The organism is Methylobacterium endophyticum (assembly GCF_050591105.1).
Taxonomy (GTDB): domain Bacteria; phylum Pseudomonadota; class Alphaproteobacteria; order Rhizobiales; family Beijerinckiaceae; genus Methylobacterium.
Genome location: NZ_JBNHES010000006.1, coordinates 124,926 through 145,637 on the forward strand (window position 1 = coordinate 124,926; position 20,712 = coordinate 145,637).

Annotated in this window: 24 protein-coding genes; 12 read left to right on the forward strand and 12 right to left on the reverse strand. The window is 70.3% G+C overall.

The annotated features are described in order from the left end of the window. Nucleotides 1–12 precede the first annotated feature (12 nt). The 5 genes from ccmA to ACP56T_RS09190 are packed head-to-tail and all read left to right on the forward strand — an operon-like array spanning nucleotide 13 to nucleotide 2,902. A complete protein-coding gene (gene ccmA, locus ACP56T_RS09170) occupies nucleotides 13–648 on the forward strand; it encodes a heme ABC exporter ATP-binding protein CcmA (RefSeq protein ID WP_430911840.1) in 636 nt (211 codons plus the stop codon). Beyond that, nucleotides 645–1,313 carry a heme exporter protein CcmB gene (gene ccmB / locus ACP56T_RS09175; RefSeq protein WP_430911841.1) on the forward strand — a complete coding sequence of 223 codons (669 nt, stop codon included), beginning with the start codon at nucleotides 645–647 and terminating at the stop codon, nucleotides 1,311–1,313. The genes ccmA and ccmB overlap by 4 nt, the downstream gene beginning before the upstream one ends. Before the next feature lie 58 nt (nucleotides 1,314–1,371). Continuing rightward, nucleotides 1,372–2,148, forward strand: coding sequence for a heme ABC transporter permease (locus ACP56T_RS09180; RefSeq protein ID WP_430911842.1), 777 nt, complete (start codon nucleotides 1,372–1,374; stop codon nucleotides 2,146–2,148). Nucleotides 2,149–2,153: 5 nt separating this feature from the next. Then, complete coding sequence (ccmD, locus tag ACP56T_RS09185) at nucleotides 2,154–2,297, forward strand: heme exporter protein CcmD (RefSeq protein WP_430911843.1); 144 nt, start codon at nucleotides 2,154–2,156, stop codon at nucleotides 2,295–2,297. Beyond that, nucleotides 2,294–2,902 carry a DsbE family thiol:disulfide interchange protein gene (locus ACP56T_RS09190; RefSeq protein ID WP_430911844.1) on the forward strand — a complete coding sequence of 203 codons (609 nt, stop codon included), beginning with the start codon at nucleotides 2,294–2,296 and terminating at the stop codon, nucleotides 2,900–2,902. Before ccmD ends, ACP56T_RS09190 begins: the two co-directional genes overlap by 4 nt. A 175-nt stretch (nucleotides 2,903–3,077) precedes the next feature. Here the strand turns inward: ACP56T_RS09190 and ACP56T_RS09195 are convergent, their stop codons facing one another. Further along, nucleotides 3,078–3,689: a septation protein A gene (locus ACP56T_RS09195; protein WP_430911845.1), complete on the reverse strand. Its 612-nt coding sequence runs from the start codon at nucleotides 3,687–3,689 to the stop codon at nucleotides 3,078–3,080. Nucleotides 3,690–3,929: 240 nt separating this feature from the next. Here ACP56T_RS09195 and ACP56T_RS09200 point away from each other — a divergent pair, with 240 nt between their 5' ends. Beyond that, the gene (locus ACP56T_RS09200) at nucleotides 3,930–4,751 is read left to right on the forward strand and encodes a response regulator (protein WP_430911846.1); all 822 of its coding nucleotides are present in this window, start codon (nucleotides 3,930–3,932) and stop codon (nucleotides 4,749–4,751) included. A gap of 8 nt (nucleotides 4,752–4,759) precedes the next feature. Then, nucleotides 4,760–5,917, forward strand: coding sequence for a DUF2336 domain-containing protein (locus ACP56T_RS09205; protein ID WP_430911847.1), 1,158 nt, complete (start codon nucleotides 4,760–4,762; stop codon nucleotides 5,915–5,917). Nucleotides 5,918–5,996: 79 nt separating this feature from the next. Here the strand turns inward: ACP56T_RS09205 and ftsY are convergent, their stop codons facing one another. Continuing rightward, nucleotides 5,997–7,337: a signal recognition particle-docking protein FtsY gene (ftsY, locus tag ACP56T_RS09210; protein ID WP_430911848.1), complete on the reverse strand. Its 1,341-nt coding sequence runs from the start codon at nucleotides 7,335–7,337 to the stop codon at nucleotides 5,997–5,999. A 41-nt stretch (nucleotides 7,338–7,378) separates the two neighbouring features. Between ftsY and ACP56T_RS09215 the strand changes: the two genes are divergently transcribed. Further along, entirely contained in the window at nucleotides 7,379–8,086 is a 708-nt protein-coding gene (locus tag ACP56T_RS09215; RefSeq protein WP_430911849.1) for an RluA family pseudouridine synthase, read from the forward strand. Here ACP56T_RS09215 and mtaB read toward each other — a convergent pair. Then, entirely contained in the window at nucleotides 8,083–9,303 is a 1,221-nt protein-coding gene (mtaB, locus tag ACP56T_RS09220; protein ID WP_430911850.1) for a tRNA (N(6)-L-threonylcarbamoyladenosine(37)-C(2))-methylthiotransferase MtaB, read from the reverse strand. The genes ACP56T_RS09215 and mtaB overlap by 4 nt on opposite strands. After that, nucleotides 9,303–10,190 carry a diaminopimelate epimerase gene (gene dapF, locus ACP56T_RS09225; RefSeq protein WP_430911851.1) on the reverse strand — a complete coding sequence of 296 codons (888 nt, stop codon included), beginning with the start codon at nucleotides 10,188–10,190 and terminating at the stop codon, nucleotides 9,303–9,305. The genes mtaB and dapF overlap by 1 nt, the downstream gene beginning before the upstream one ends. Nucleotides 10,191–10,513: 323 nt before the next feature. Here dapF and ACP56T_RS09230 point away from each other — a divergent pair, with 323 nt between their 5' ends. The 4 genes from ACP56T_RS09230 (at nucleotide 10,514) to ACP56T_RS09245 (ending at nucleotide 13,750) form a co-directional block, all read left to right on the forward strand. Then, entirely contained in the window at nucleotides 10,514–11,227 is a 714-nt protein-coding gene (locus ACP56T_RS09230; protein WP_430911852.1) for a GyrI-like domain-containing protein, read from the forward strand. Nucleotides 11,228–11,271: 44 nt separating this feature from the next. Next, a complete protein-coding gene (locus ACP56T_RS09235; RefSeq protein WP_430911853.1) occupies nucleotides 11,272–12,033 on the forward strand; it encodes an endonuclease III domain-containing protein in 762 nt (253 codons plus the stop codon). A gap of 89 nt (nucleotides 12,034–12,122) precedes the next feature. Next, nucleotides 12,123–13,184 carry a tryptophan--tRNA ligase gene (trpS, locus tag ACP56T_RS09240; RefSeq protein WP_430911854.1) on the forward strand — a complete coding sequence of 354 codons (1,062 nt, stop codon included), beginning with the start codon at nucleotides 12,123–12,125 and terminating at the stop codon, nucleotides 13,182–13,184. A gap of 236 nt (nucleotides 13,185–13,420) precedes the next feature. Further along, complete coding sequence (locus ACP56T_RS09245; protein WP_430911855.1) at nucleotides 13,421–13,750, forward strand: hypothetical protein; 330 nt, start codon at nucleotides 13,421–13,423, stop codon at nucleotides 13,748–13,750. A 143-nt stretch (nucleotides 13,751–13,893) separates the two neighbouring features. Here the strand turns inward: ACP56T_RS09245 and ACP56T_RS09250 are convergent, their stop codons facing one another. From ACP56T_RS09250 to ACP56T_RS09285, 8 genes are all read right to left on the reverse strand, one after another. Continuing rightward, nucleotides 13,894–14,445 (reverse strand): glyoxalase superfamily protein, encoded by a 552-nt coding sequence (locus ACP56T_RS09250; RefSeq protein ID WP_430911856.1) that lies wholly within the window; start codon nucleotides 14,443–14,445, stop codon nucleotides 13,894–13,896. A 715-nt stretch (nucleotides 14,446–15,160) separates the two neighbouring features. Continuing rightward, the gene (gene ilvC, locus ACP56T_RS09255) at nucleotides 15,161–16,180 is read right to left on the reverse strand and encodes a ketol-acid reductoisomerase (RefSeq protein ID WP_430911857.1); all 1,020 of its coding nucleotides are present in this window, start codon (nucleotides 16,178–16,180) and stop codon (nucleotides 15,161–15,163) included. Between the two features lie 23 nt (nucleotides 16,181–16,203). Beyond that, complete coding sequence (locus ACP56T_RS09260) at nucleotides 16,204–16,842, reverse strand: TetR/AcrR family transcriptional regulator C-terminal domain-containing protein (protein WP_430911961.1); 639 nt, start codon at nucleotides 16,840–16,842, stop codon at nucleotides 16,204–16,206. Between the two features lie 88 nt (nucleotides 16,843–16,930). Next, a complete protein-coding gene (locus ACP56T_RS09265; RefSeq protein WP_430911858.1) occupies nucleotides 16,931–17,572 on the reverse strand; it encodes a glutathione S-transferase family protein in 642 nt (213 codons plus the stop codon). Continuing rightward, a complete protein-coding gene (locus tag ACP56T_RS09270) occupies nucleotides 17,569–17,952 on the reverse strand; it encodes a type II toxin-antitoxin system PemK/MazF family toxin (RefSeq protein WP_430911859.1) in 384 nt (127 codons plus the stop codon). The genes ACP56T_RS09265 and ACP56T_RS09270 overlap by 4 nt, the downstream gene beginning before the upstream one ends. Next, on the reverse strand, nucleotides 17,936–18,172 hold the full coding sequence (locus ACP56T_RS09275; protein WP_430911860.1) for an AbrB/MazE/SpoVT family DNA-binding domain-containing protein: 237 nt from the start codon (nucleotides 18,170–18,172) through the stop codon (nucleotides 17,936–17,938). The genes ACP56T_RS09270 and ACP56T_RS09275 overlap by 17 nt, the downstream gene beginning before the upstream one ends. Nucleotides 18,173–18,224: 52 nt before the next feature. Next, nucleotides 18,225–18,767: an acetolactate synthase small subunit gene (gene ilvN, locus ACP56T_RS09280; protein WP_430911861.1), complete on the reverse strand. Its 543-nt coding sequence runs from the start codon at nucleotides 18,765–18,767 to the stop codon at nucleotides 18,225–18,227. 134 nt (nucleotides 18,768–18,901) lie between these two features. Beyond that, nucleotides 18,902–20,677: an acetolactate synthase 3 large subunit gene (locus tag ACP56T_RS09285; protein ID WP_430911862.1), complete on the reverse strand. Its 1,776-nt coding sequence runs from the start codon at nucleotides 20,675–20,677 to the stop codon at nucleotides 18,902–18,904. Nucleotides 20,678–20,712: the final 35 nt, after the last annotated feature.

Here is a 20,712-nt window from a genome sequence, read left to right on the forward strand (position 1 = left end):
GGCATCCTCCGCGTGCGGCTGACCGTCGAGAACCTGTGCTGCCGCCGGTCCGGGCGCCGGGTGTTTTCCGGCCTGTCCTTCGCGCTCGGGCCGGGGGAGGCGTTGGCCGTGACCGGGCGCAACGGCGCCGGCAAGTCGACGCTGCTCGCGATCCTCGCCGGGCGCCTGAGGCCGGAGAGCGGGCGGGTGGACATCGCCGATGCCGGCGAGGCGAGCCTGCCGGAATGCCTCCATGTCGTCGGCCATCGCGACGGGCTGAAGAGCGCGCTGACAGCCGGCGAGAACCTCGCCTTCGCGCAGAAGCTTCTCGGCGCGGCGCGGCTCGATCCGCGCGCGGCGCTGGGGCGGATGGGGCTGGCGCATGCCCACGACCTGCCGGTGGCCTATCTCTCCGCCGGGCAGCGGCGCCGGGTGGCGCTGGCCCGGCTCCTCGTCTGCGCGCGCCCGCTCTGGCTCCTCGACGAGCCCACCGCCGCGCTCGACACCGCCTCGCAGGCGCTGCTCGCGACCCTGATGGCGGAGCACCGCGCGCAAGGAGGGCTCGTCGTCGCCGCGACCCATCAGGCCCTCGGCCTCGACGACGCGAAGGAGCTGCGCATCGGCCCGCCGGCGGCCGGTGCCGCGCCCGCGCCGGAGGTGAGGCCGTGATCGCCGTCTTCGCCGCCCTGGTCTCCCGCGACCTGAAGCTCGCCTCCCGCGTCGGCGGCTCGGGCTCGCTCTCGCTCGTGTTCTTCCTGATGATCGTGGCGCTGGTGCCCTTCGCGCTGGGGCCCGATCTCAACCTGCTGTCGCGCATCGGCCCGGCGATCCTGTGGCTCGCCGCCGTCCTCGCCACCCTGATCGGCCTTGACCGCCTGTTCCAGGCCGACGAGGAGGACGGCTCCCTCGACCTGATGACCGGTGCTCCCGCCCCCCTCGAGATCGTGGTGCTGGCCAAGGTCGTGGCGCATTGGCTGACGACGGGGCTGCCGCTGGCGCTGGCCTCGCCGCTCTTCGGGCTGCTCGTGGCGCTCGACGGCACCGCCATGGGCGCGACGGCCCTGACGCTCCTCGTCGGCACCCCGGCGCTGACCTTCGTCGGAGCGGTGGGCGCGGCGCTCACCGCCTCGATCCGCCGGGGCGGCCTGATCCTCGCCGTGCTGGTGCTGCCGTTGATGATCCCGACGCTGATCTTCGGGGTCTCGGCGGCGCAGGCGGCGCTCGGCGGCACCGTGCCCGTCACGACGCCGCTCGCGATCCTCGGCGGCTTGAGCCTGATCGCCGGGGTCGTCGGAACGCTGGCCGCCGCCGCCGCGCTGCGCTGGGGCGAGTAGACCTCCGCGCCTTTCGTCCGCATTGCCGCTGCACCGCACCCTGCGCTAGGGCACGCGCATGTGGACTCGCATCGCCAATCCCGGCCATTTCCTGCGGTGGTCCGGCGCCGTCACGCCCTGGCTCGCCGGGCTCTCGGCCCTGACGCTCGGCGTCGGGCTGTACCTGACCTTCTTCGTCGCGCCCCCCGACTACCAGCAGGGCGAGACGGTGCGGATCATGTTCATCCACGTCCCGGCCGCCTGGCTCGGGGTGTTCTTCTACGGCTCCATGGCGCTCTCGGCCGTCGGCACGCTGGTCTGGCGCCATCCGCTGGCCGACGTGGCGCAGCGCGCGGCGGCGCCCATCGGGGCGGCCTTCACCCTGATCTGCCTCGTCACCGGCTCCCTCTGGGGCAAGCCGATGTGGGGCACCTACTGGGTCTGGGACGCGCGCCTGACCTCGATGCTGATCCTGCTGCTGATCTATTGCGGCATCATCGCCCTGTGGCGGACCATGGAGGACCCGAACCGCGCCGCCCGCGCCGTGGCGATCCTGACGCTCGTCGGCGCCGTGAACCTGCCGATCATCAAGTTCTCGGTGAACTGGTGGTCGACGCTCCACCAGCCCGCCTCGATCCTGCGCATGGGCGGCTCGAGCATCGACCCCTCGATGCTCCACCCGCTGCTGGTGATGATCTGCGGCGCGACGCTCGCCGGCATCACGCTCCATCTCTACACGATGCAGACCGAGATCCTGCGCCGCCGGGTGCGCACGCTCACCATCCGCGAGGCCGAGCGGCTCGATGCCGGCGCCGCGCTCCCGCCCACGGGCCTTCCCGCCGGACAGGCGCTCTGACGACCATGCTGCAAGACCACGCCGGCTTCATCCTCGCGGCCTATGCCTTCACCGCCCTGGTGATGCTGCTCCTCGTCGGCAACGCCCTGCGCGACCGGCGTTCGCAGGAGCGCACGCTCGCCGCGCTCAGGCAGGGCGAGCGCCGGTGAGCGGCCGGACCCCGTCCGTGGAGGAAGCTCCCGGCGCGCGCCGCTCGCTGCTGGTGGCGATCCCGGCGATCGTGTTCGCGATCCTCGCCGGGCTGTTCTTCCTGCGCCTGCGCTCGGGCGCCGACCCGGCGGCGATCCCCTCCGTGATGATCGGCAAGCCGGTGCCCGCCTTCGTGCTCGACGCGCTGCCGGGGCTGGAGGCCGGTGGCGCCCCCGTGCCCGGCCTGTCGAGCGCCGATCTCAAGGGCGGCGTCACGGTGGTAAACTTCTGGGCGTCCTGGTGCGCCCCCTGCCAGATCGAGCATCCGATGCTGATGCGTCTCTCGAAGGAGCCGGGGCTGCGGCTGGTCGGCATCGACTACAAGGACGCCCCCGAGGCCGGCCGGCGCTTCCTCGCCCGCAACGGCGTGCCCTTCGCGGCGGTGGGCCGCGACGAGAGCGGCCGGGTCGGCATCGATTTCGGGGTCTACGGGGTGCCCGAGACCTTCATCGTCGGCCCGGACGGGATCATCCGCGACAAGCTCGTCGGCATCGTCACGCCGGAGAACCTCGAGAGCGTGCTCGGCAAGGTCCGCGCCGCCGGCAAGGCCGGAGGCGGCTCGTAGAGTCCGTTCTGCCGTCTGTCCGTACGGAGAACCGGAATCCCCTTCTCCTGGACGGATTGATACCGCAGCACCTCCGAACGGCCTCGTTCGAAGGTGCGCGGCAAGCGCGAATGCTCGCCCGCGCCGATGCGCGGAATGCCTTCTCCTGACGAAGTCAGGGGGAAGGCGCGCTGTATCAGGCCGCTTCCCCGTTCTTGCGCTCGTAGCGCGACAGCAGCGGGGTCTGGGCGAGCGCGAACAGCACGGTCAGCGGCATGATGCCGAAGACCTTGAAGTTCACCCAGAAATCCTCCGTCTGCGTGCGCCAGACCAGCTCGTTCAGGCCCGCGAGCACGAAGAAGAACAGCCCCCAGCGGAAGGTGAGCTTCCGCCAGCCCTCGTCCGTGAGGGTGAACACGCTGTCGAGCACCACCGAGAGGAGCGGCTTGCCGAAGGCCAGCCCGCCGAGCAGCACGGCGCCGAACAGGCTGTTCACGATGGTCGGCTTGACCATGATGAAGGTCTTGTCCTGAAGGAGCAGGGTGAGGCCGCCGAACACCACCACGACCGCGCCCGAGACCAGCGGCATGATCGGCAGCCTGCGCACCAGCGCGTAGTGCACGGCGAGCGCCGCCACCGTCGCCGCGACGAAGAGGCCCGTGGCCACGAACAGCTTCTGCTCGGGGGCGACGCCGAAGCGCTCGGAATAGGCGTTGCCGAGGAAGAACAGCACCAGCGGCCCGAGTTCGAGGGCGAGCTTCGGCAGGGGCGCGAGATGGCGGCGGGGCGGTGCGTCTTCGATCTGCATGGCGGGTTCTGGCCCCGTCGGCCCGCCGCGGTCAACCGGGTTCGTCCGGCGCGGCCGTCGCGGCGCAGTCCCGTGCCGCGACGGTTCTGCTCCCGAAACGCAATTATGGGGCGAGTTCGGAAGCGCACATTCAATTGCAGGAAAATGCGAGGGGAATTCAGTGTTATCGCGGACTTAAACTTTTTGCCACAGAACCGAGGCTACGATTCGACGATCAATGACCGGCAGGGTAACGACGGCATGGACCAGGGACCGACCATTCTGGTTGCGGACGCCGACGAGGAGACGCGTCTCGCCCTCATCGAGACCATCATCGAGGTCGAGCCCTCGGCCAAGGTGATCTCGGCGACCAACGGCCTCGAGCTGAGCCGCGCGCTCGCCAGCGGCCCCATCGATATCGTGCTCATCGATGTCGTCCTGCCGCAGACCAACGGCGCCGACCTGCTGGCGTGGCGCAATTCCGGCTCCGCCGGGCCGCGCAGCATGGTCGTCCTCGTCACGGACCTGCTGGCGACCGGCTGGCCGTCCGTGGCCCGCCGGATCGGCGCCTACGACGTCATTCTCAAGCCGCTGGCGAAGCAGAATGTCGAGCGGGTGATCGAGGCGAGCCGCGTCACCCGGCGCCGGCTCAGCCTCATGGTGGTGGACCCGAGCGCCGCCACGCGCAAGCTGATTACCCGGCTCCTCGGACAGAGCCAGTTCTCCTTCGAGGTGGTCGAGGCGCCGGGCGGCAAGGACGCCGTGCGCCTGGCCAAGCGGCGCTCCTTCGACATGGCCATCGTCGAGCAGAACCTGCCGGATTTCCCGGCCCTCGAGGTCGCCTGCCTCGTCAACGACCGTTACCCGGAGGCCAAGCTCGTGATGATGGGCGTCGAGATCGAGGAGCGGCTGTTGAAGCAGCTCGAGACCTTCGGCGTCTCCGGCTTCCTGAAGAAGCCCTTCTCCTTCACCGACGTGGACAAGATCGTCCATCGCGTGTTCGGCCTCTGGCACCCCTACCTGATCACGGCCATCCAGGCGGAGGAGGCGAAGGCCGCCGCCGCCGCGGCGCTCGCCGGCTGAGCCGCGCGATGCCGACAGCTCAAGCCACCGCCAACCGTGCCGACAGGCTCGTCGACGAGATCGAGACCGCGATCCGCAGCGGCGACCGCGTCATGCAATCGCGGCTCGTGCAGGAATCGGCGGAAATGCTGGTCAAGCGCTGGTCGCGCCTGCCGCCGACCGCGAAGGACGTCTTCGACGGGCTGCTCTTCGCGCTGCTCGGCCAGGTGGATACCGCCGCCCGGCAGCTCTTCGCGCTCAAGCTCGCCGAGCTGCGCCTGCCGCCCGCGCGGACGGCGGCGATGCTCTCGCGCGACCCGTCCGCCGACGTGGCGATGCCGCTGCTGTCGCGCTCGCGCGCCCTCGACGCCGAGCTCCTGGGATCCGTCATCGAGACCTGCTCCGACCGGCACCGTCTCGCGGTCGCCTCGCGGGTCGACCTCGACATGGGGACCACCGACGCCCTGATCGCGCAGAACGCCCCCGCCGTGGCGGTGGGCCTCCTCGACAACCCGGCCGCGCCGATCTCCGAGGCCGGATTCGACGGGCTGATGCGCCTCGCCGCCGCCTCCGAGGCCGTCGCCGTGAGGCTCGGCGCCCGCGCCGGCCTGCCCGGCCGCTGCCGCGCGCCGCTCCTGGCCCTGGCGCGGCAGCGCGCGGCGGAGGAGGTCGAGCTCGTCTGGAGCGACGATCGAGCGCGGGCCGCCTCCGTGCAGGCGGAGGTCCCGGCGATCTTCGAACGGCCCCTCGACGCGCTCATCCTGGCCCGGTTCGCCGCGTCCGCCAACACCGATCCCGAGGAGTTCGCGCCCGCCGTCGCGACGAGCGCGCGGCTGGAGCGGTGGATCGCGCTGCGCCGCATCGAGGACGTGCTGGCGGCGCTCTCCTACCAGGCCGGATTGCCGGTGGAGGCGACGGTGCGCGCCTATCTCGCTCCGAGCGCCTCCGGGCTGTGCGCGATCCTGCGCGGGCTCCAGCGCCCGTGGTCGCTGCTCAAGAGCCTCCTGCTCTACCGCCACGCGGAGGACGTGCCCGTCGCGCATCTGCGCGAGGTCTACGACCTGTTCGAGGCCCTGACGCCGCTCGCGGCCCGGCGGCTTGCGCGGCTCGCCATGCTGCCGCGCGGCCACGCGGCCTTCGCCGATCGGCGCTGGCCGGAACTCGCCGAGCCGCCGCGCGACTCCTGAGAGCCGCATCGGAGCGCGTCTTGGCCCCCTTGCCGGGACGCGCCTTCGCTCGCGCGGAACGGCAGCCGCCGCGCGAGTCCTAGCCGCGCTCGATCCCCGCGATCGCCCGCGCGAAGTCGCGCGCGGCGAAGGGCTCCAGATCCTCGACGCCCTCGCCGACGCCGATGAAATGCACCGGCAGGCCGAACTTGGCCGCGAGCGCCACCAGGATGCCGCCGCGCGCGGTGCCGTCGAGCTTCGTCATCACCAGCCCGCTCACCGGCGCGGCCTGGGAAAAAAGCTCGACCTGCGAGAGCGCGTTCTGGCCCACCGTGGCGTCGAGCACGAGGATGGTGGCGTGCGGCGCCTCCGGGTCCATCTTGCGGATGACGCGTACGATCTTCTCGAGCTCGGCCATCAGCCCGGCCTTGTTCTGGAGGCGGCCGGCGGTGTCGATGAGCAGCACGTCGGTGCCGCTCTCCGTCGCCTCCTTCAGCGCGTCGAAGGCGAGCCCGGCCGCGTCGCTGCCCTGGGGCCGGGTGACGACGGGGGTGCCGGTGCGCTCGCCCCAGACCTTCAACTGCTCGACCGCCGCGGCGCGGAAGGTGTCGCCGGCCGCGAGCATGACGCTGCGCCCTTCGGCCTTCAGCTTCAGCGACAGCTTGCCGATGGTGGTGGTCTTGCCGGCGCCGTTGACCCCCACCGTGAGGATGACGAAAGGCTTCTTCGTGCCGTCGACGGCCAACGGCCGGGCGACCGGATCGAGGGCGCGTTCGACCTCCGCCGCGAGGATGGAGCGGACCTCGTCGGCGGAAATGCCCTTCTCGTAGCGGCCCTTGCCGACCGCCTCCGAGACCCGCATGGCGGTCTCGACGCCGAAATCGGCCTGGATCAGCGCGTCCTCCAGCTCCTCCAGGGTGGTGGCGTCGAGCTTGCGCTTGGTGAAGAGGCCCGTCACCCGCTCCGAGAGCGAGGAGGAGGTGCGCTTCATCCCCGAGGTCAGGCGGCCCCACCAGCCCCGCGCCTCGGGCTCCCCGGCCGCGTCGCCGGCGAGCGCGGGGGCCGAATCGACGGGCTGGATGTCCGGGTCGGGACCGGCATGCGGCAGCGCGGCGACCTCCGTCGCCTCGGCCGGCTCCGCGCCGTGGCCGGCATCGTCCCCCGCCGTGCCGGGAGGGGGCGCATCCGGCTCCCTGTCGACGGGCTGGAGATCGGCCCCCTCGATCTCGTCGGGGACGGTGTTGCGGCTCTCGTCGTCCGGTGAGGGTTCGGAGGCCGGCAGCGGCACCTGCTCGACCGCATCCGCTCCGATGGCGAAATCCGGCTGGCCCTCGGACGGCGAGGCGGGCGATTCCGCCGGCAGGCTCTCGCCCTCCTCGCGCGCCGCGCCCTTCCGTCCGAACAGGCGGCCGAGCCAGCCCGGCTTCTCGTCTTGGCTCATCGATGCTTGCTCCCGCGCGCCGGACGCACTAGCCGACGCGCATGTCCCCGACAGCGGCGAACCCGCCTGACATAGGGCCACGGCTCCTCTACCGCGATGCCCTGCTGCTCGTCATCGACAAGCCGGCGGGTCTTCCCGTGCATCCCGGCCCGAAAGGCGGGGAGACCCTGACCGACCATCTCGATGCCTTGCGCTTCGGCCTGCCCCGCCGGCCCGAGGTGGTGCACCGGCTCGACCGCGACACCTCGGGCTGCCTCGCGCTCGGGCGCCACGCCAAGGCGCTCGCCCGCCTCAACAGGCTCTTCGCCACGAAGGAGGCGGAGAAGGTCTACTGGGCGCTGGTCGAGGGCGGGCCGGCCGCCGACAAGGGCAGCATCGACCTGGCGCTCGCCCGCCGCTCCGACGATCCGCGAAGCTGGTGGATGAAGGCCGACCCGGAGGGCGATCCGGCGCTGACCCACTGGCGCGTGCTCGGCCGCTCCCCGGATGCGACCTGGCTCGAATTGCGGCCGGTCACGGGGCGGACGCATCAGCTCCGGGTGCATTGCGCCGCCATGGGGTTCCCGATCCGGGGCGATGCCATCTACGGCTCCGGCTCCCGCGTCGGCGGCCCCGGTTTGCAGCTCCACGCGCGCAAGCTGACGCTGCCGCTCTACCCGAAGAAGCCCCCCGTGGTGGCCGAGGCGCCGGTGCCTGGGCATATGCGGGCGGGGCTGGCGGAATGCGGGCTGGCGGAGGGAACGGCTTAGGCCGCGATCAGCGCCCGGCCGTCATGGCCGGCGATGATGACATCCACGATGCGTCCCGCCTCGGCGTCGAGGCGCACGGGCGAGAAATCCTCGGTGCGTCCGGTGCCGCCGCGCTCGGTCAGCACCCGGCGGGTCCGGCCGATCTCTCCGTCGAGATGGCGCGCCAGCGCCGCCGCGCCCGCCTCCCGCAGGCGCGCCGCGCGCTCGCGCACGATCTCGGGCGCGACCGGCGGCATCCGCGCGGCGGGGGTGCCGGGGCGGGGCGAATAGGGGAAGACGTGCAGATGCGTCAGCCCGCATTCGGCCACGAGGTCGAGGCTCCGCGCGAACTGCTCCTCCGTCTCCGTGGGAAAGCCCGCGATCAGGTCTGCGCCGAAGACGAGGCCGGGGCGCAGGCGCCGCGCCTCCTCGCAGAAGCGGATGGCGTCGTCGCGCGAATGCCGCCGCTTCATCCGCTTGAGGACGAGGTCGTCGCCGGCCTGGAGCGAGAGATGGAGATGCGGCATCAGCCGGGGCTCGCTGGCGAGCGCCTCCATCAGCGCCGGGTCCGCCTCGACGGAATCGATGGATGACAGCCGCAGCCGCGCCAGATCCGGCACGCGGGCCAGGATTCTTTGGACGAGATGCCCGAGCGTGGGCGCCTCGGGAAAATCGCGGCCGTAGGCGGTGAGGTCGACCCCGGTGAGCACCACCTCGCGGCCGCCTTGATCGACCACGCGCGCGACCTGATCGATCACCGCGTCCATCGGGACCGAGCGCGAGTTGCCGCGCCCGAACGGGATCACGCAGAAGGTGCAGCGATGATCGCAGCCGTTCTGCACCGGCACGAAGGCGCGGGTATGCCCGGCAACGCCGTCGATGCGGGTCGGCTGGCCGGCGGCGGCGCGCATGATCGCGCCGACCTCGCCGGCCTCCTGCCCCGTCCATGTCCCGGCGCGCAGCTTCGCGGCGTTGCCCACGAGGCGGGAGACCTCGGGCATGGCGGCATAGGCCTCCGTTTCGATCTCGGCGCCACAGCCGGTGACGACGATGTTCGCGCCGGGCCGCTCGCGGGCGAGCCTGCGGATCGCCTTGCGGGCCTGGCGTCCCGCTTCCGCCGTCACCGCGCAGGTGTTGACGATGACGAGATCGTCGGAGGCCGCGCCCGCATGGCCGCGCATCACCTCGGATTCGACGGTGTTGAGGCGGCAGCCGAATGTCAGCGTCTCGACGGCCATCAGGGGGCCGCGTCGAACAGCTCCGGCGCGAGCGTCCCCTCCGCCTCGAGGAAGACGGGGCCCGTCATCATCACATGGTCGTCGGCCCGCCACTCGATGAAGAGCTCGCCGCCGGGCAGCGCGACGGTGGCTTGCCGCGCGATCATGCGCAGGCGCGAGGCCGCGACCACGGTGGCGCAGGCGGCGGTGCCGCAGGCGAGCGTCAGCCCGGCGCCGCGCTCCCAGACCCGCAGCACGATGCGGTCGCGCCCGACCACCTGCGCGATGGAGATGTTGGCCCGCTCCGGGAAGATCGGGTGGTTCTCGAGCAAGGGCCCGATCTTGGCGAGGTCGAACTCCGCCGGGTCGCGCTCGGTGAAGAAGATCGCGTGCGGGTTGCCCATGCTGACCACGCCCGGCGAATGCAGGATCGGATCGTCGATGGGGCCGATCTGAAGCTCGATGCGGCGGGTGTCGGGGAAGGGATCGCGCAGCGGGATCTCGTTCCAGGCGAGGCGCGGGCGCCCCATGTCGACGGTGAAGGAGCGCTCGGCCACGCGCTTCACCTCCACGAGCCCGGCGCTCGTTTCCAGGGTCAGCCGGCCGCTCTCGGCGGGGCGCGCCATGGCCGGATCGTCCAGCATGGCGAAGGCCACGCAGCGGGTGCCGTTGCCGCAGGCGGCCGATTCCGAGCCGTCGGTGTTGTAGATGCGCATATAGGCGTCGGTGCCGGGGCTCGCGGGATCGTGGATCGCCATGAGCTGGTCGAAAGACGAGCCCGGATCGGCGGCGATGGCGCGGGCCTCCTCCGGCGCGACGCGGGCGTCCGAGCCGCGCAGGTCGAGGACGACGATGGCGTTGCCGGCGCCGTGCATCTTCAGGAAGCGTCTGTGGGCGAGTGCGCTCATGCTCGGGCTTCGCATCGCTGGCCGCGTGGTCCGGCCGGGGCCCGCTATATGGCAAAGCGCGGCGCCGGGCGCGACCCCCGCCCCCGCATGACGGCCGTGGCAGAAGCGCCGCGCGCCCGGCCCATCGCGCGACGCTGCACCGGGCGGCGCTCGCGGGCGGCGGCGTTCGTGACTAGGTTCGGGCGTGCCGTCCCGCCGCGCGATTCGCTCCGACGGGCCGCCGGCAGCCTTGGAGCGCCATCGTGATCGGTCCCCGCGTCCCTCTCGCTCTCCTGCCGGCCGCAGGCGTCCTCGCCGCCGGACTCATGTTCTCGGTCGCAGGCATGCTCTCTGTCGCGGCCTTGGCGGAGCAGCCGGCGCCGCCTCCATCCGCCGCGCCTCCGCCCGCGGTGACGGCGCCGCTGCCGACCACCACGAAACCCGATCCCTCGACGGCGCCGGGCACGTCGAGCCCGCCTTCCGCGACGCAGGCGGTGACGCCTCCCGTGCCCCCTGCCGCGCCTCCCGCCGCCGGGGCCGCGCCGGCCTCGGGTGCCGCCCGCACCACGCTGGTCGAGACGCCCGGCGACGCCAACGACGTGGACGAGGTCTCGCTGCCGGCCAAACCCGCGCTGGTGCTCGCCGGGCATTCCAAATGGGAGGAGGCCGTGCCGAGCCTGAAAGCCTCCTTCGCCAGGATCGAGGCGGAGCTGGCCAGGCTCGGCATCGCCCCGACCGGCCGGCCGATCGCGGTGTTCACGCGCACCGAGGATGACGGCTTCCAGTACGAGGCGATGGTGCCGGTGGCGCGGATGCCCGATCCGAAGCCGCCGGAGACGGAGGGCTTCCGCTTCGCCGTCACCCCGAGCGGCAAGGCCCTGCGCTTTCCCCACAAGGGCTCCTACGATGCCATCGACGGCACCTACGAGACGCTGACCGCCTATCTCGACGTGAAGGACGTCGTGGTCCAGGACCGCTTCATCGAGGAATACGTCACCGACCTCTCCGACAAGGCCGACGACAAGCTCGACGTGAACATCTACGCGCTGTTGAAGTAGCCGCGCCCTTCTCGGAAACCGGGACGCCCCGACGGGGTTCGCCGATGATGGCGAGCCCCACCGACCTGCCCTTGCCGCCCGGCCGCCGCCGGACGCCCGCGCCCGTCGCCCCCGATCCGGCCCTGGCCGATCTGGCGCTCGCGGTGCACGCCCGGCTCTGCCCGGTCCACGGGTGCCCGATCCCCTACTTCCACAGCCTCGACCCGTTGAGCGAGCTGGTCTCGTCGCTGCTCTCGCACCGGACCCGCAACGCCGATTCCGGACGGGCCTTCAAGGCGCTGCGGGCGCGCTTTCCCGAATGGGGCGAGCTGCTCGACGCCCCCACCCACGAGATCGAGGCGTCGATCCGGGGCGTGACATGGCCGGAGCTCAAGGCGCCGCGCATCCGGGCGGCCCTGGGCGCGGTGCGGGAGCGCCACGGCGCTCTCAGCCTCGATTTCCTCGCGGGCATGGGCGTGCACGAGGCGCGCGCCTGGCTAGAGGCGATCCCCGGCATCGGGCCGAAGACGAGCGCCGCCGTGCTGTCCTTCTCGCGGCTGCGGATGCCGGCGCTGCCCGTCGACAGCCATCATCACCGTGTCGCCCTCCGCCTCGGCCTGATCGGCCGGACGGTGGGCGTCGGGCCGGCGCATGCGGTCCTGCGGGCGCAGCTTCCGGCGGATTGGAGCGCGCAGGCGCTCTACGACAACCACGAGGTCATGATGCTGCACGGACAGGCCGTCTGCCGCCACGCGCGGCCGGCCTGCGGCCGCTGCGTCCTGATCGACCTCTGTCCCTCGCGGCAGGTGTCGACGCGCGAGCCCTGAAGGCCGTCGCGGCGCCTTGACCGGTCCGAAGGCGCGGTCCAGAACCCCGGCCGACCCCGACAGGACGCTCGACGCAAGGGAAGCGCGCGATGGCCGCGTTCAACGACCTCGTTTTCTCCGGCGTCCAGCCGACCGGAAACCTGCATCTCGGCAATTATCTCGGCGCCATCAAGCGCTTCGTGGAGATGCAGGCGCGCGACGCACAGTGCCTCTACTGCGTGGTCGACCTGCACGCGATCACGCTCTGGCAGGATCCGGCCGAGCTGAAGACCCAGATCCGCGAGGTCACGGCCGCCTTCCTCGCCGCCGGCATCGACCCGAGGCGCTCCATCGTGTTCAACCAGAGTCAGGTCTCGGCCCATGCGGAGCTCGCCTGGATCTTCAACTGCGTCGCGCGCCTCGGCTGGCTCAACCGCATGACCCAGTTCAAGGACAAGGCCGGCAAGGACCGCGAGGCCGCGAGCATCGGGCTCTACGACTATCCCGTGCTGATGGCCGCCGACATCCTGGCCTACCGGGCGACGCATGTCCCCGTCGGCGAGGACCAGAAGCAGCATCTCGAATTGACCCGCGACATCGCGCAGAAGTTCAACACCGACTTCGCTGCGTCGATCCTGGCCCATGGGCATGGCGAGGGCTTCTTCCCGATCACCGAGCCGCTGATCGGCGGCCCGGCGGCGCGGGTGATGAGCCTGCGAGACGGGGCCAAGAAGATGTCGAAATCCGACCCGTCCGACTATTCGCGCATCAACCTCACGGACGATGCCGACGCCATCGCCACCAAGGTGCGCAAGGCCAAGACCGACGCCGAGCCCCTCCCCTCCGAGGCCGAGGGCCTGAAGGGGCGGCCGGAGGCGGACAACCTCGTCGGCATCTTCGCGGCGCTGAGGGACACCACCCGCGAGGCGGTGCTGGCGGAATATGGCGGCGCGCAGTTCTCCTCGTTCAAGGGCGCGCTGGTGGAGCTCGCCGTCGAGTCGCTCGCCCCCCTCGGCGCCGAGATGAAGCGGCTCGTGGCGGACCCCGCCCATATCGACGCGATCCTCGCGGACGGTGCCGAGCGTGCCGACGCGATCGCCCGGCCGACGCTGGACGCGGTCAAGGACATCGTCGGGTTCGTGCGACGGGGACCGACCCTGCGGACGGTCTGAGGGAGCATCCGCGCGCCGCTGGAGGAAAGCCATCCTCCGGCGCCGGAGTCCCGACAATACGGCATTGCTGTGGACTGGCGGCCCGAACGGTAGCGCCCGCTGCGGATTTCGGCTTACGGGAGCAGTCGAGGACTGTCGACAATGTGACGGACGCCGCGCAAGGCAGGCCGGCAGCCCTGAGGGACTATCCGATCGACGGCGGCGTCCGCCCGTCTATCCATCACGGGGCTACTATCATGACCATCAAACATCTTACGGCCGCCGCTCTCGCCATGGCAGCCCTCGTCGCGGTGCCTGCCGATGCCGCGAACCGCCATGTCGACATCGTCAACAAGACCGGCTTGTCGATGCACCACTTCTACGCGTCCGTGACCGGAACGGACGACTGGGAAGAGGATATCCTCGGCAAGGACACCATCGAGGACGGCGAGACCTTCGACATCAACATCGACGACGGCTCGGGCAAGTGCAAATACGACTTCAAGGCCGTCTTCGAGAACGGCAAGTCGCTCGTGCGCAACAACGTCAACGTCTGTTCGATCAGCACCTTCACCTACGAGCGCTAACCGGTCGCAGCCGGGGCGGGCGAGGCATGCGGCCTCGCCCGCCCCGTGGGCGCAGATCGTCGGCTGTCATCAAGGCGATGAAGGGGCTCCTCGGGGGCGTGCGCCGCGCCCCGCGCGTCGCGGGCGATCCGAGGATCGCCGGGTCAACGGATCGGCTTGCTTTCGCAGAAGCGGATGCGGTTGTAGAACGGATCTGTGACTTCCATCGCCAGACCCCATTGGGCGGTCTCGATGTCGGGACGCTCGTACGGATATTCCCGGTTGAGCAGTTCCTGCCGGTAGGCCTCGATCCCCGCCATCCTGACGAAGGCCGTGCAGCCGGGGCTGGCATCGCCGTGATGCTCGGTGAGATGCAAGGTCAGCCCGGCGCGGGAGACCTGGGCGTAGAGCGGGAACCCCTCGCCGAAGCGGTATTCCCAATCCATCCGGAAGCCCAGGAAGCCGAGATAGAACTCCCTCGCCTTGGCCTCGTCGAAGATCCGCATCAGCGGACAAGTCTCCTCGAAGCGCGGGGTTTCATCGGATGTCGTCCGTAACCGGGTGGCGAGCCTGTTCCAGTCGGCGAGACCATGCTGGGCGGCCACGATGTCCAGGGCAACACTATGTGTGATCTCGATGTCCCTGGCTTTTAGCGCCTTGCGCAGAGCCTGGGCCATGGCTTTGGGGTCGAGAATTGTATCGGAATCGAGGCGCATGCGGTTAAAGCTTCCGTACGACGCAGCAAACGTTCGTCAGTGCTCGCGTTGCTGACGCGTTCGCTGCCCGGAAGGTCGCGATGCGAAGAACTTTTGCGATGCTTTCACCGTCCCTTGCGGGTGCGAGCGGCAGGCAGCATCAGCCGATGAGCTAAGCTATGCGCTGCTTGCCTGTTCGTCAATAAACCAGCCCGTGTCGGGTGCCTGTCGAGCGCAACCAGAAATTCGCACCTTGTGACCTCAGGTTTACGTTTTCGGGCGGCGCGGGCCCTGTTCCAGTCGCTGTGGACATCGCCGGCGAGGAGAGGAGCCTTTCGGAAGTCGAGCGGCGTCTTCCCAGTAGCTATTAGCATGTATTTATTTTGAGCAATTATCTTGTGCTCGTGAGTATAACATAGGCAGTCGGCTCAAGCTCCGTTCCCGTGACGTGCGCCGGAGCTTGGTCTCGATGCCGCCGGCGGAGCGGCGCGCGGCAGCGTGGTGCTTGCGGTTGCGTCCATGGGACGGGCCGGTCCGGTTCGACGCGGGACGGCCCGTCGCTCGCGCTTCACGCCTCGCCGCGCATCAGCGTCTCACCATAGGCATCGAGGCCGGGGAAGGCCCCCGCGCTCCGGCGCGATGCCGCGCCCGCACGAAAAAGGCCGGCCCCGCGCGAGCGGCACCGGCCTTATGGGAACGGTGTGAGGCCGGGCGACGCCCGGCCCCGGACGCAGGATCAGTTGCGGGACTTGTCGACCAGCGCCTTCTCCGAGATCCACGGCATCATGCCGCGGAGCTTCGCGCCGACCTCCTCGATCGGGTGGGCGGCGAGCTTGGCGCGGGTGGCCTTGAACGAGGTCTGGCCGACCTTGTTCTCCAGCATCCAGTTGCGGGTGAAGATGCCGCCCTGGATGTCGTTGAGGACGCGCTTCATCTCGGCCTTGGTCTCGGGCGTGACGATGCGCGGGCCGGTGACGTACTCGCCGTACTCGGCGGTGTTGGAGATCGAGTAGTTCATGTTGGCGATGCCGCCCTCGTAGATGAGGTCGACGATGAGCTTCACCTCGTGGAGGCACTCGAAATAGGCCATCTCGGGGGCGTAGCCCGCCTCGACCAGCGTCTCGAAGCCGGCCTTGATGAGCTCGACGAGACCGCCGCAGAGCACGGCCTGCTCGCCGAACAGGTCGGTCTCGCACTCTTCCTTGAAGGTGGTCTCGATGATGCCGGCGCGGCCGCCGCCGTTCGCCGAGGCGTAGGACAGGCCGAGGTCGTGGGCGTTGCCCGAGGCGTCCTGAGCGATGGCGATGAGGGTCGGCACGCCGCCGCCCTTCAGGTACTCGCCGCGCACGGTGTGGCCGGGGCCCTTCGGGGCGACCATCAGCACGTCGAGATCCTTGCGGGGCTCGATGAGGTTGAAATGCACGTTGAGGCCGTGGGCGAAGAGGAGCGCGGCGCCCTCCTTCATGTTGCCCTCGAGCGACTCCTTGTAGATGTCGCCCTGGAGCTCGTCGGGGGTGAGCATCATCACCACGTCGCCCCACTTGGCGGCCTCGGCGACCGACATCACCTTGAAGCCCTCGCCTTCCGCCTTCCTGGCGGTGGCCGAGCCCTCGCGCAGCGCGATGACGATGTCCTTCACGCCGGAATCGCGCAGGTTGAGCGCATGGGCGTGGCCCTGGCTGCCGTAGCCGACGATGACGACCTTCTTGCCCTTGATGAGGTTCAGGTCGGCGTCGCGATCGTAATAGACACGCATCGTTGGTCTCCTTGGTTCGTGCGTCAGGGGTTGGAACTCGCCCGGCCGTGGAGGGCCAGGAACTGGGCGACGGCGCGGGCCGCCTCGCGGGCGATCGCGTCCTCGTCGAGGCTCAGCGCGTCGCCCAGCAGCAGCCGGATCTGGATGTCGCGGCCGACGAGGCCGAAGAAGGTGCGGAAGGCCTCCTCGCCGTCCTCAAAGGCGAGAAGGCCGGCGGCGCGGCCCGCCTCCAGCACGGGCTTCAGGCGCGCGCCGATGGCGAAGCGCCCGTTCTCCAGCACGATGCCGCCGAGATTGCTCTTGCGGGCGGTGGCGTGGCCGATGGCGATGCGGTTGAGCGCCACCGAGGTGCGGCTCGCGACGACGCTGAGCCAGGTCGCGGCGAAGGATTCGAGGTTCTCGCGCAGGCTCGCCGCGTCGAGGGCCTGGCCCTCGTAGCGGTCCGCGCGCACCTGGGCGGCCTGCCAGCGCACCGTCGCGGTGAGCAGCCCGTCGCGGTCGCCGAACCACTTGTAGAGGGTCTCCTTGGAGCAGCTCGCCCGGCGCGCCACCGCGTCCATGGTGAGCTGGTCGCCCTCCTCCACCATCAGCGCCAGCACGGCGCCGAGCACCGCCTGCTGGCGCAGGGAGGGCGTCGGGGGGGCTTCGGGAGAGGGCGACAACATCCGGCGAGGTCCGTACCGTACCGTACGGTTCGGCTTCTAGCGCCATCGACGGGCCGCCGCAAGACGGTCCGCGCCATGACGTCCGTCAGGCCGGAAGGTCGAGCCCCTCGCGCGCGAAGACCGTGCGCACCGCCGGCCGCTCGGCCATGGCGCGGGCGTGCGCCGTCCAGGCCGGAAAGCGCCCGGCCATGTCGAACCGGCAGGCCGGGCCGCGGCCCCAGGCCCAGAACAGCAGCAGGTAGGGGTCGACCACGCCGTAGCGCCCGCCGACCGCCCAGCCGCCGTTCGACAGGCGCACCTCGGTCATGGTGCAGAGGTCGCCATAGGTGTCGAGGCCCCTAGCGCGGATGCCGTCATGGGCGGATTCGTCCGCCGTGTAGCGCTCGGCCCGGCGGATATGGGCATAGGCCGGGTGATGGTTGGTGGAGAGCCAGCACAGCCACTCGTCGGCGGCCGCCTGCTCGCGCAGGTCCTCCGGCCAGAGCCCCGCCTGCGGATGGGCGCGCGCGACGTGGCGCAGGATCGCGGTGTTCTCGGTGAGGATCCAGCTGTCCTCGACCAGCGCCGGCACGCGCCCGCGCTCGTTCACGGCGAGATAGGAGGCGGCGCGCTGGTCGCCCTTGGCGAGATCGAGCCGCACCGTCTCGAAAGAGGCGCCGGCCTCCTCCAGCACGATATGCGAAGCGAGCGAGCAGGCGCCGGGGGCGTAGTAGAGGGTGGAGGTCATGAGCGAATTCCCGATCCAGAGGGCACGAGCGGTGCGCCGATGAGGAGAAGGATGCGCAGCCGGATCTCGTCCAAGACGGCCGGCGGGAGCGACCCGATCCTGCGAAAGCCACGCGAAGCCCGATCGACGCATCGGATCTGATCGGTCAGTACGGCGCCCGACACCGCCAATCCATCCGGCAGGATGACCTTGGTCGGCCATGGAGAGACGTTGCTGGTGATCGAGCAGATGATCGCCGTGGCGTTCAGGCGGTGGAACGCGGCGTCGGTAAGAACGACGGCCGGGCGGATTCCAGACTGCTCGCGCCCGAGCGTCGGTCTGAGGTCGAGCCAGACGAGATCGCCTGCGTCGAGCGGTGCGGGTTCAGGAGTAGTCGTCACGGATGATTTCCGCGCCGACATCCGGCCCCCAGTCGATCAACGCCGGTCGATTGGCCGGTCCGAGCCGATCCATCTCCGCGATCATGTCGGCGAGCGTCAGTCGTGAAGGTCTCGGCACGACCTCCACGGTCTGCCCTTCGCTCAGCCCGAGCGCGCGCGCCTCTTCGGCCGACAGCCTCACGGCGAGATCCTCGCCCCAGCGCACAACCTTGGCTTCCATCGTCCGCTCCTCCGGCCGGCGGCGTCACGATAGCACGCCGCCGGGGAAGGCGTCACAGAGGCTCGGCGCCGCGTCCCATGGCGGCGATGCCGGTGCGGCAGATCTCGACGAGGCCGATCACCGACAGGAGCCGGATGAAGCGGTCGACCTCCTCGGTGGAGCCCGTCAGCTCGAAGACGAAGGAGTTGAGCGTCGCGTCCAGCGTCTTGGCGCCGAAGGCGGCGGCGAGGCGCAGAGCCTCGCTGCGGTGCTCGCCGTGGCCGACCACCTTCACGAGGCAGATCTCGCGCTCCAGCGCGTTGCCCTGGAGGGTGAGGTCGACGATCCGGTGCACGGGCACCAGCCGGTCGAGCTGCGCCTTGATCTGCTCGATCACCGCGTTCGTGCCGGTGGTCACGATGGTGATGCGCGAGATGTGGCGCGCCTCTTCCGTCTCGGACACGGTGAGGCTCTCGATGTTGTAGCCGCGCCCCGAGAACATCCCCGAGATGCGTGCCAGCACGCCCGGCTCGTTGTCCACGATCACGGCGAGGGTATGCCGGTTGACCGTCTCGACCCGGACCGGATCGGGGTAGTGGGTGTTCATGGCGTTCATCTCGGGCGCGTCCTCGTCGTCAATACTTCTTCGCGTCGGTGTCCTCGCGCTCCTGCGCGAGGAAAGCGCGACCGCGCGTCGCCGCGCGTGCGGCGGATCGCCGGCCCGACCGGAAGGCCGGGCCGCACCAAAGCTCACACCAGCATCTTGCCTTCCTCGGAGATCACGTCGCCGATCTCGACGCCGGTCTCGCCGAGATAGTCGGAGAGCAGCATCTCGTTATGCGCCTTGCCCGAGGGGATCATCGGGAAGCAGTTCTCGGTCTTGTCGACCACGCAGTCGAAGATCACCGGCCCGTCATGGTCGAGCATCTCCTGGATCGCGGCGTCGAGCTCGCCGGGCTTCTCGCAGCGGATGCCCTTGGCGCCGTAGGCCTCGGCGAGCTTGACGAAGTCCGGCAGGCTCTCCGAGTAGCTCTGCGAGTAGCGCGAGCCGTGCAGCAGCTCCTGCCACTGGCGCACCATGCCCATGTACTCGTTGTTGAGGATGAAGATCTTGATCGGCAGCCGGTACTGCACGGCCGTCGACATCTCCTGCATGTTCATCAGGATCGAGGCCTCGCCGGCGATGTCGATGACGAGCCCGTCCGGGTTGGCGAGCTGCGCGCCGATGGCGGCGGGCAGGCCGTAGCCCATGGTGCCGAGCCCCCCGGAGGTCATCCAGCGGTTCGGCTCCTCGAAGCGGAAATACTGCGCCGCCCACATCTGGTGCTGGCCGACCTCCGTGGTGACGAAGGTCTTGCGGTCCTTGCAGGCCTCGTAGAGCCGCTGCACCGCGTATTGCGGCTTGATGATCGTGCCCGAGGGCCAGTAGGCGAGGCAGTCGCGCGCGCGCCAGGTGGCGATCTTGGAAAACCACGGCTTCAGGACGGCCTTGTCCGGCCGGGCGGGCAGCGCGCGCCAGGCGTCGAGCATGTCCTCCAGCACCGAGGCGCAGTCGCCGACGATGCCGATATCGACCTTGACCACCTTGTTGATCGAGGAGGCGTCGACGTCGATGTGGATCTTCTTCGAGTAGGGGGCGAAGGCGTCGAGCCGGCCGGTGATGCGGTCGTCGAAGCGCGCCCCGACGCAGATCATCACGTCGCAGTCGTGCATGGCGAGGTTGGCCTCGTAGGTGCCGTGCATGCCGAGCATCCCGAGGAACTGGTGGTCCGCCGCCGGGAAGGCGCCGAGCCCCATCAGCGTCGAGGTGACGGGAAAGCCCGTCTCCGCGGCGAGCTCGCGCAGCAGCTTCGCGGCGCGGGGCCCCGAGTTGATGACGCCGCCGCCCGTGTAGAAGATCGGCCGCCTGGCGGTGGCCATCAGCTCGACCGCCGCGCGGATGCGCTCGCCGTCGCCCTTCACAGCCGGGTGATAGGTCTTGTGGCCCTCGTTCGCCGGGCGGGCGTAGAGGCCGCTGGCGAACTGGATGTCCTTCGGCAGGTCGACCACGACCGGGCCGGGGCGCCCGTGCGAGGCGACGTAGAACGCCTCGTGCAGGATGCGCGGCAGGTCGTCGATGGATTTGACCAGGTAGTTGTGCTTCGTGCAGTGGCGGGTGATGCCGACCGTGTCGCATTCCTGGAAGGCGTCGGAGCCGATCAGATGCGTCGGGACCTGGCCCGTGATGCAGACGAGCGGGATCGAATCCATCATCGCGTCGGTGAGGCCGGTGACGATGTTGGTGGCGCCGGGCCCCGAGGTGACGAGGACGCAGCCGACCTTGCCCGAGGAGCGCGCGTAGCCTTCCGCCGCGTGGACGGCGCCCTGCTCGTGGCGCACGAGGACGTGCTTGAGCGCGTCCTGATGGTAGAGCGCGTCGTAGATCGGCAGCACCGCGCCGCCCGGATAGCCGAACAGCGTGTCGACACCCTGATCCCGGAACGCCCGGATGACCATCTCGGCCCCGGTCATGACCTCGCCGCTCATGTTGTCCTCCTGCCTCTCACTCGTCTCGACCGTGT

Bases quoted from the DNA above. Each gene is read 5' to 3' on its own strand.
- ACP56T_RS09180 (WP_430911842.1), top strand. From the start codon at position 1,372: ATGTGGACTCGCATCGCCAATCCCGGCCATTTCCTGCGGTGGTCCGGC.
- ccmD (WP_430911843.1), top strand. From the start codon at position 2,154: ATGCTGCAAGACCACGCCGGCTTCATCCTCGCGGCCTATGCCTTCACC.
- ACP56T_RS09195 (WP_430911845.1), bottom strand. From the start codon at position 3,689: ATGCAGATCGAAGACGCACCGCCCCGCCGCCATCTCGCGCCCCTGCCG.
- ACP56T_RS09200 (WP_430911846.1), top strand. From the start codon at position 3,930: ATGGACCAGGGACCGACCATTCTGGTTGCGGACGCCGACGAGGAGACG.
- ACP56T_RS09205 (WP_430911847.1), top strand. From the start codon at position 4,760: ATGCCGACAGCTCAAGCCACCGCCAACCGTGCCGACAGGCTCGTCGAC.
- ftsY (WP_430911848.1), bottom strand. From the start codon at position 7,337: ATGAGCCAAGACGAGAAGCCGGGCTGGCTCGGCCGCCTGTTCGGACGG.
- ACP56T_RS09215 (WP_430911849.1), top strand. From the start codon at position 7,379: ATGTCCCCGACAGCGGCGAACCCGCCTGACATAGGGCCACGGCTCCTC.
- mtaB (WP_430911850.1), bottom strand. From the start codon at position 9,303: ATGGCCGTCGAGACGCTGACATTCGGCTGCCGCCTCAACACCGTCGAA.
- dapF (WP_430911851.1), bottom strand. From the start codon at position 10,190: ATGAGCGCACTCGCCCACAGACGCTTCCTGAAGATGCACGGCGCCGGC.
- ACP56T_RS09230 (WP_430911852.1), top strand. From the start codon at position 10,514: ATGCTCTCTGTCGCGGCCTTGGCGGAGCAGCCGGCGCCGCCTCCATCC.
- ACP56T_RS09235 (WP_430911853.1), top strand. From the start codon at position 11,272: ATGATGGCGAGCCCCACCGACCTGCCCTTGCCGCCCGGCCGCCGCCGG.
- trpS (WP_430911854.1), top strand. From the start codon at position 12,123: ATGGCCGCGTTCAACGACCTCGTTTTCTCCGGCGTCCAGCCGACCGGA.
- ACP56T_RS09245 (WP_430911855.1), top strand. From the start codon at position 13,421: ATGACCATCAAACATCTTACGGCCGCCGCTCTCGCCATGGCAGCCCTC.
- ACP56T_RS09250 (WP_430911856.1), bottom strand. From the start codon at position 14,445: ATGCGCCTCGATTCCGATACAATTCTCGACCCCAAAGCCATGGCCCAG.
- ilvC (WP_430911857.1), bottom strand. From the start codon at position 16,180: ATGCGTGTCTATTACGATCGCGACGCCGACCTGAACCTCATCAAGGGC.
- ACP56T_RS09265 (WP_430911858.1), bottom strand. From the start codon at position 17,572: ATGACCTCCACCCTCTACTACGCCCCCGGCGCCTGCTCGCTCGCTTCG.
- ACP56T_RS09275 (WP_430911860.1), bottom strand. From the start codon at position 18,172: ATGGAAGCCAAGGTTGTGCGCTGGGGCGAGGATCTCGCCGTGAGGCTG.
- ilvN (WP_430911861.1), bottom strand. From the start codon at position 18,767: ATGAACGCCATGAACACCCACTACCCCGATCCGGTCCGGGTCGAGACG.
- ACP56T_RS09285 (WP_430911862.1), bottom strand. From the start codon at position 20,677: ATGAGCGGCGAGGTCATGACCGGGGCCGAGATGGTCATCCGGGCGTTC.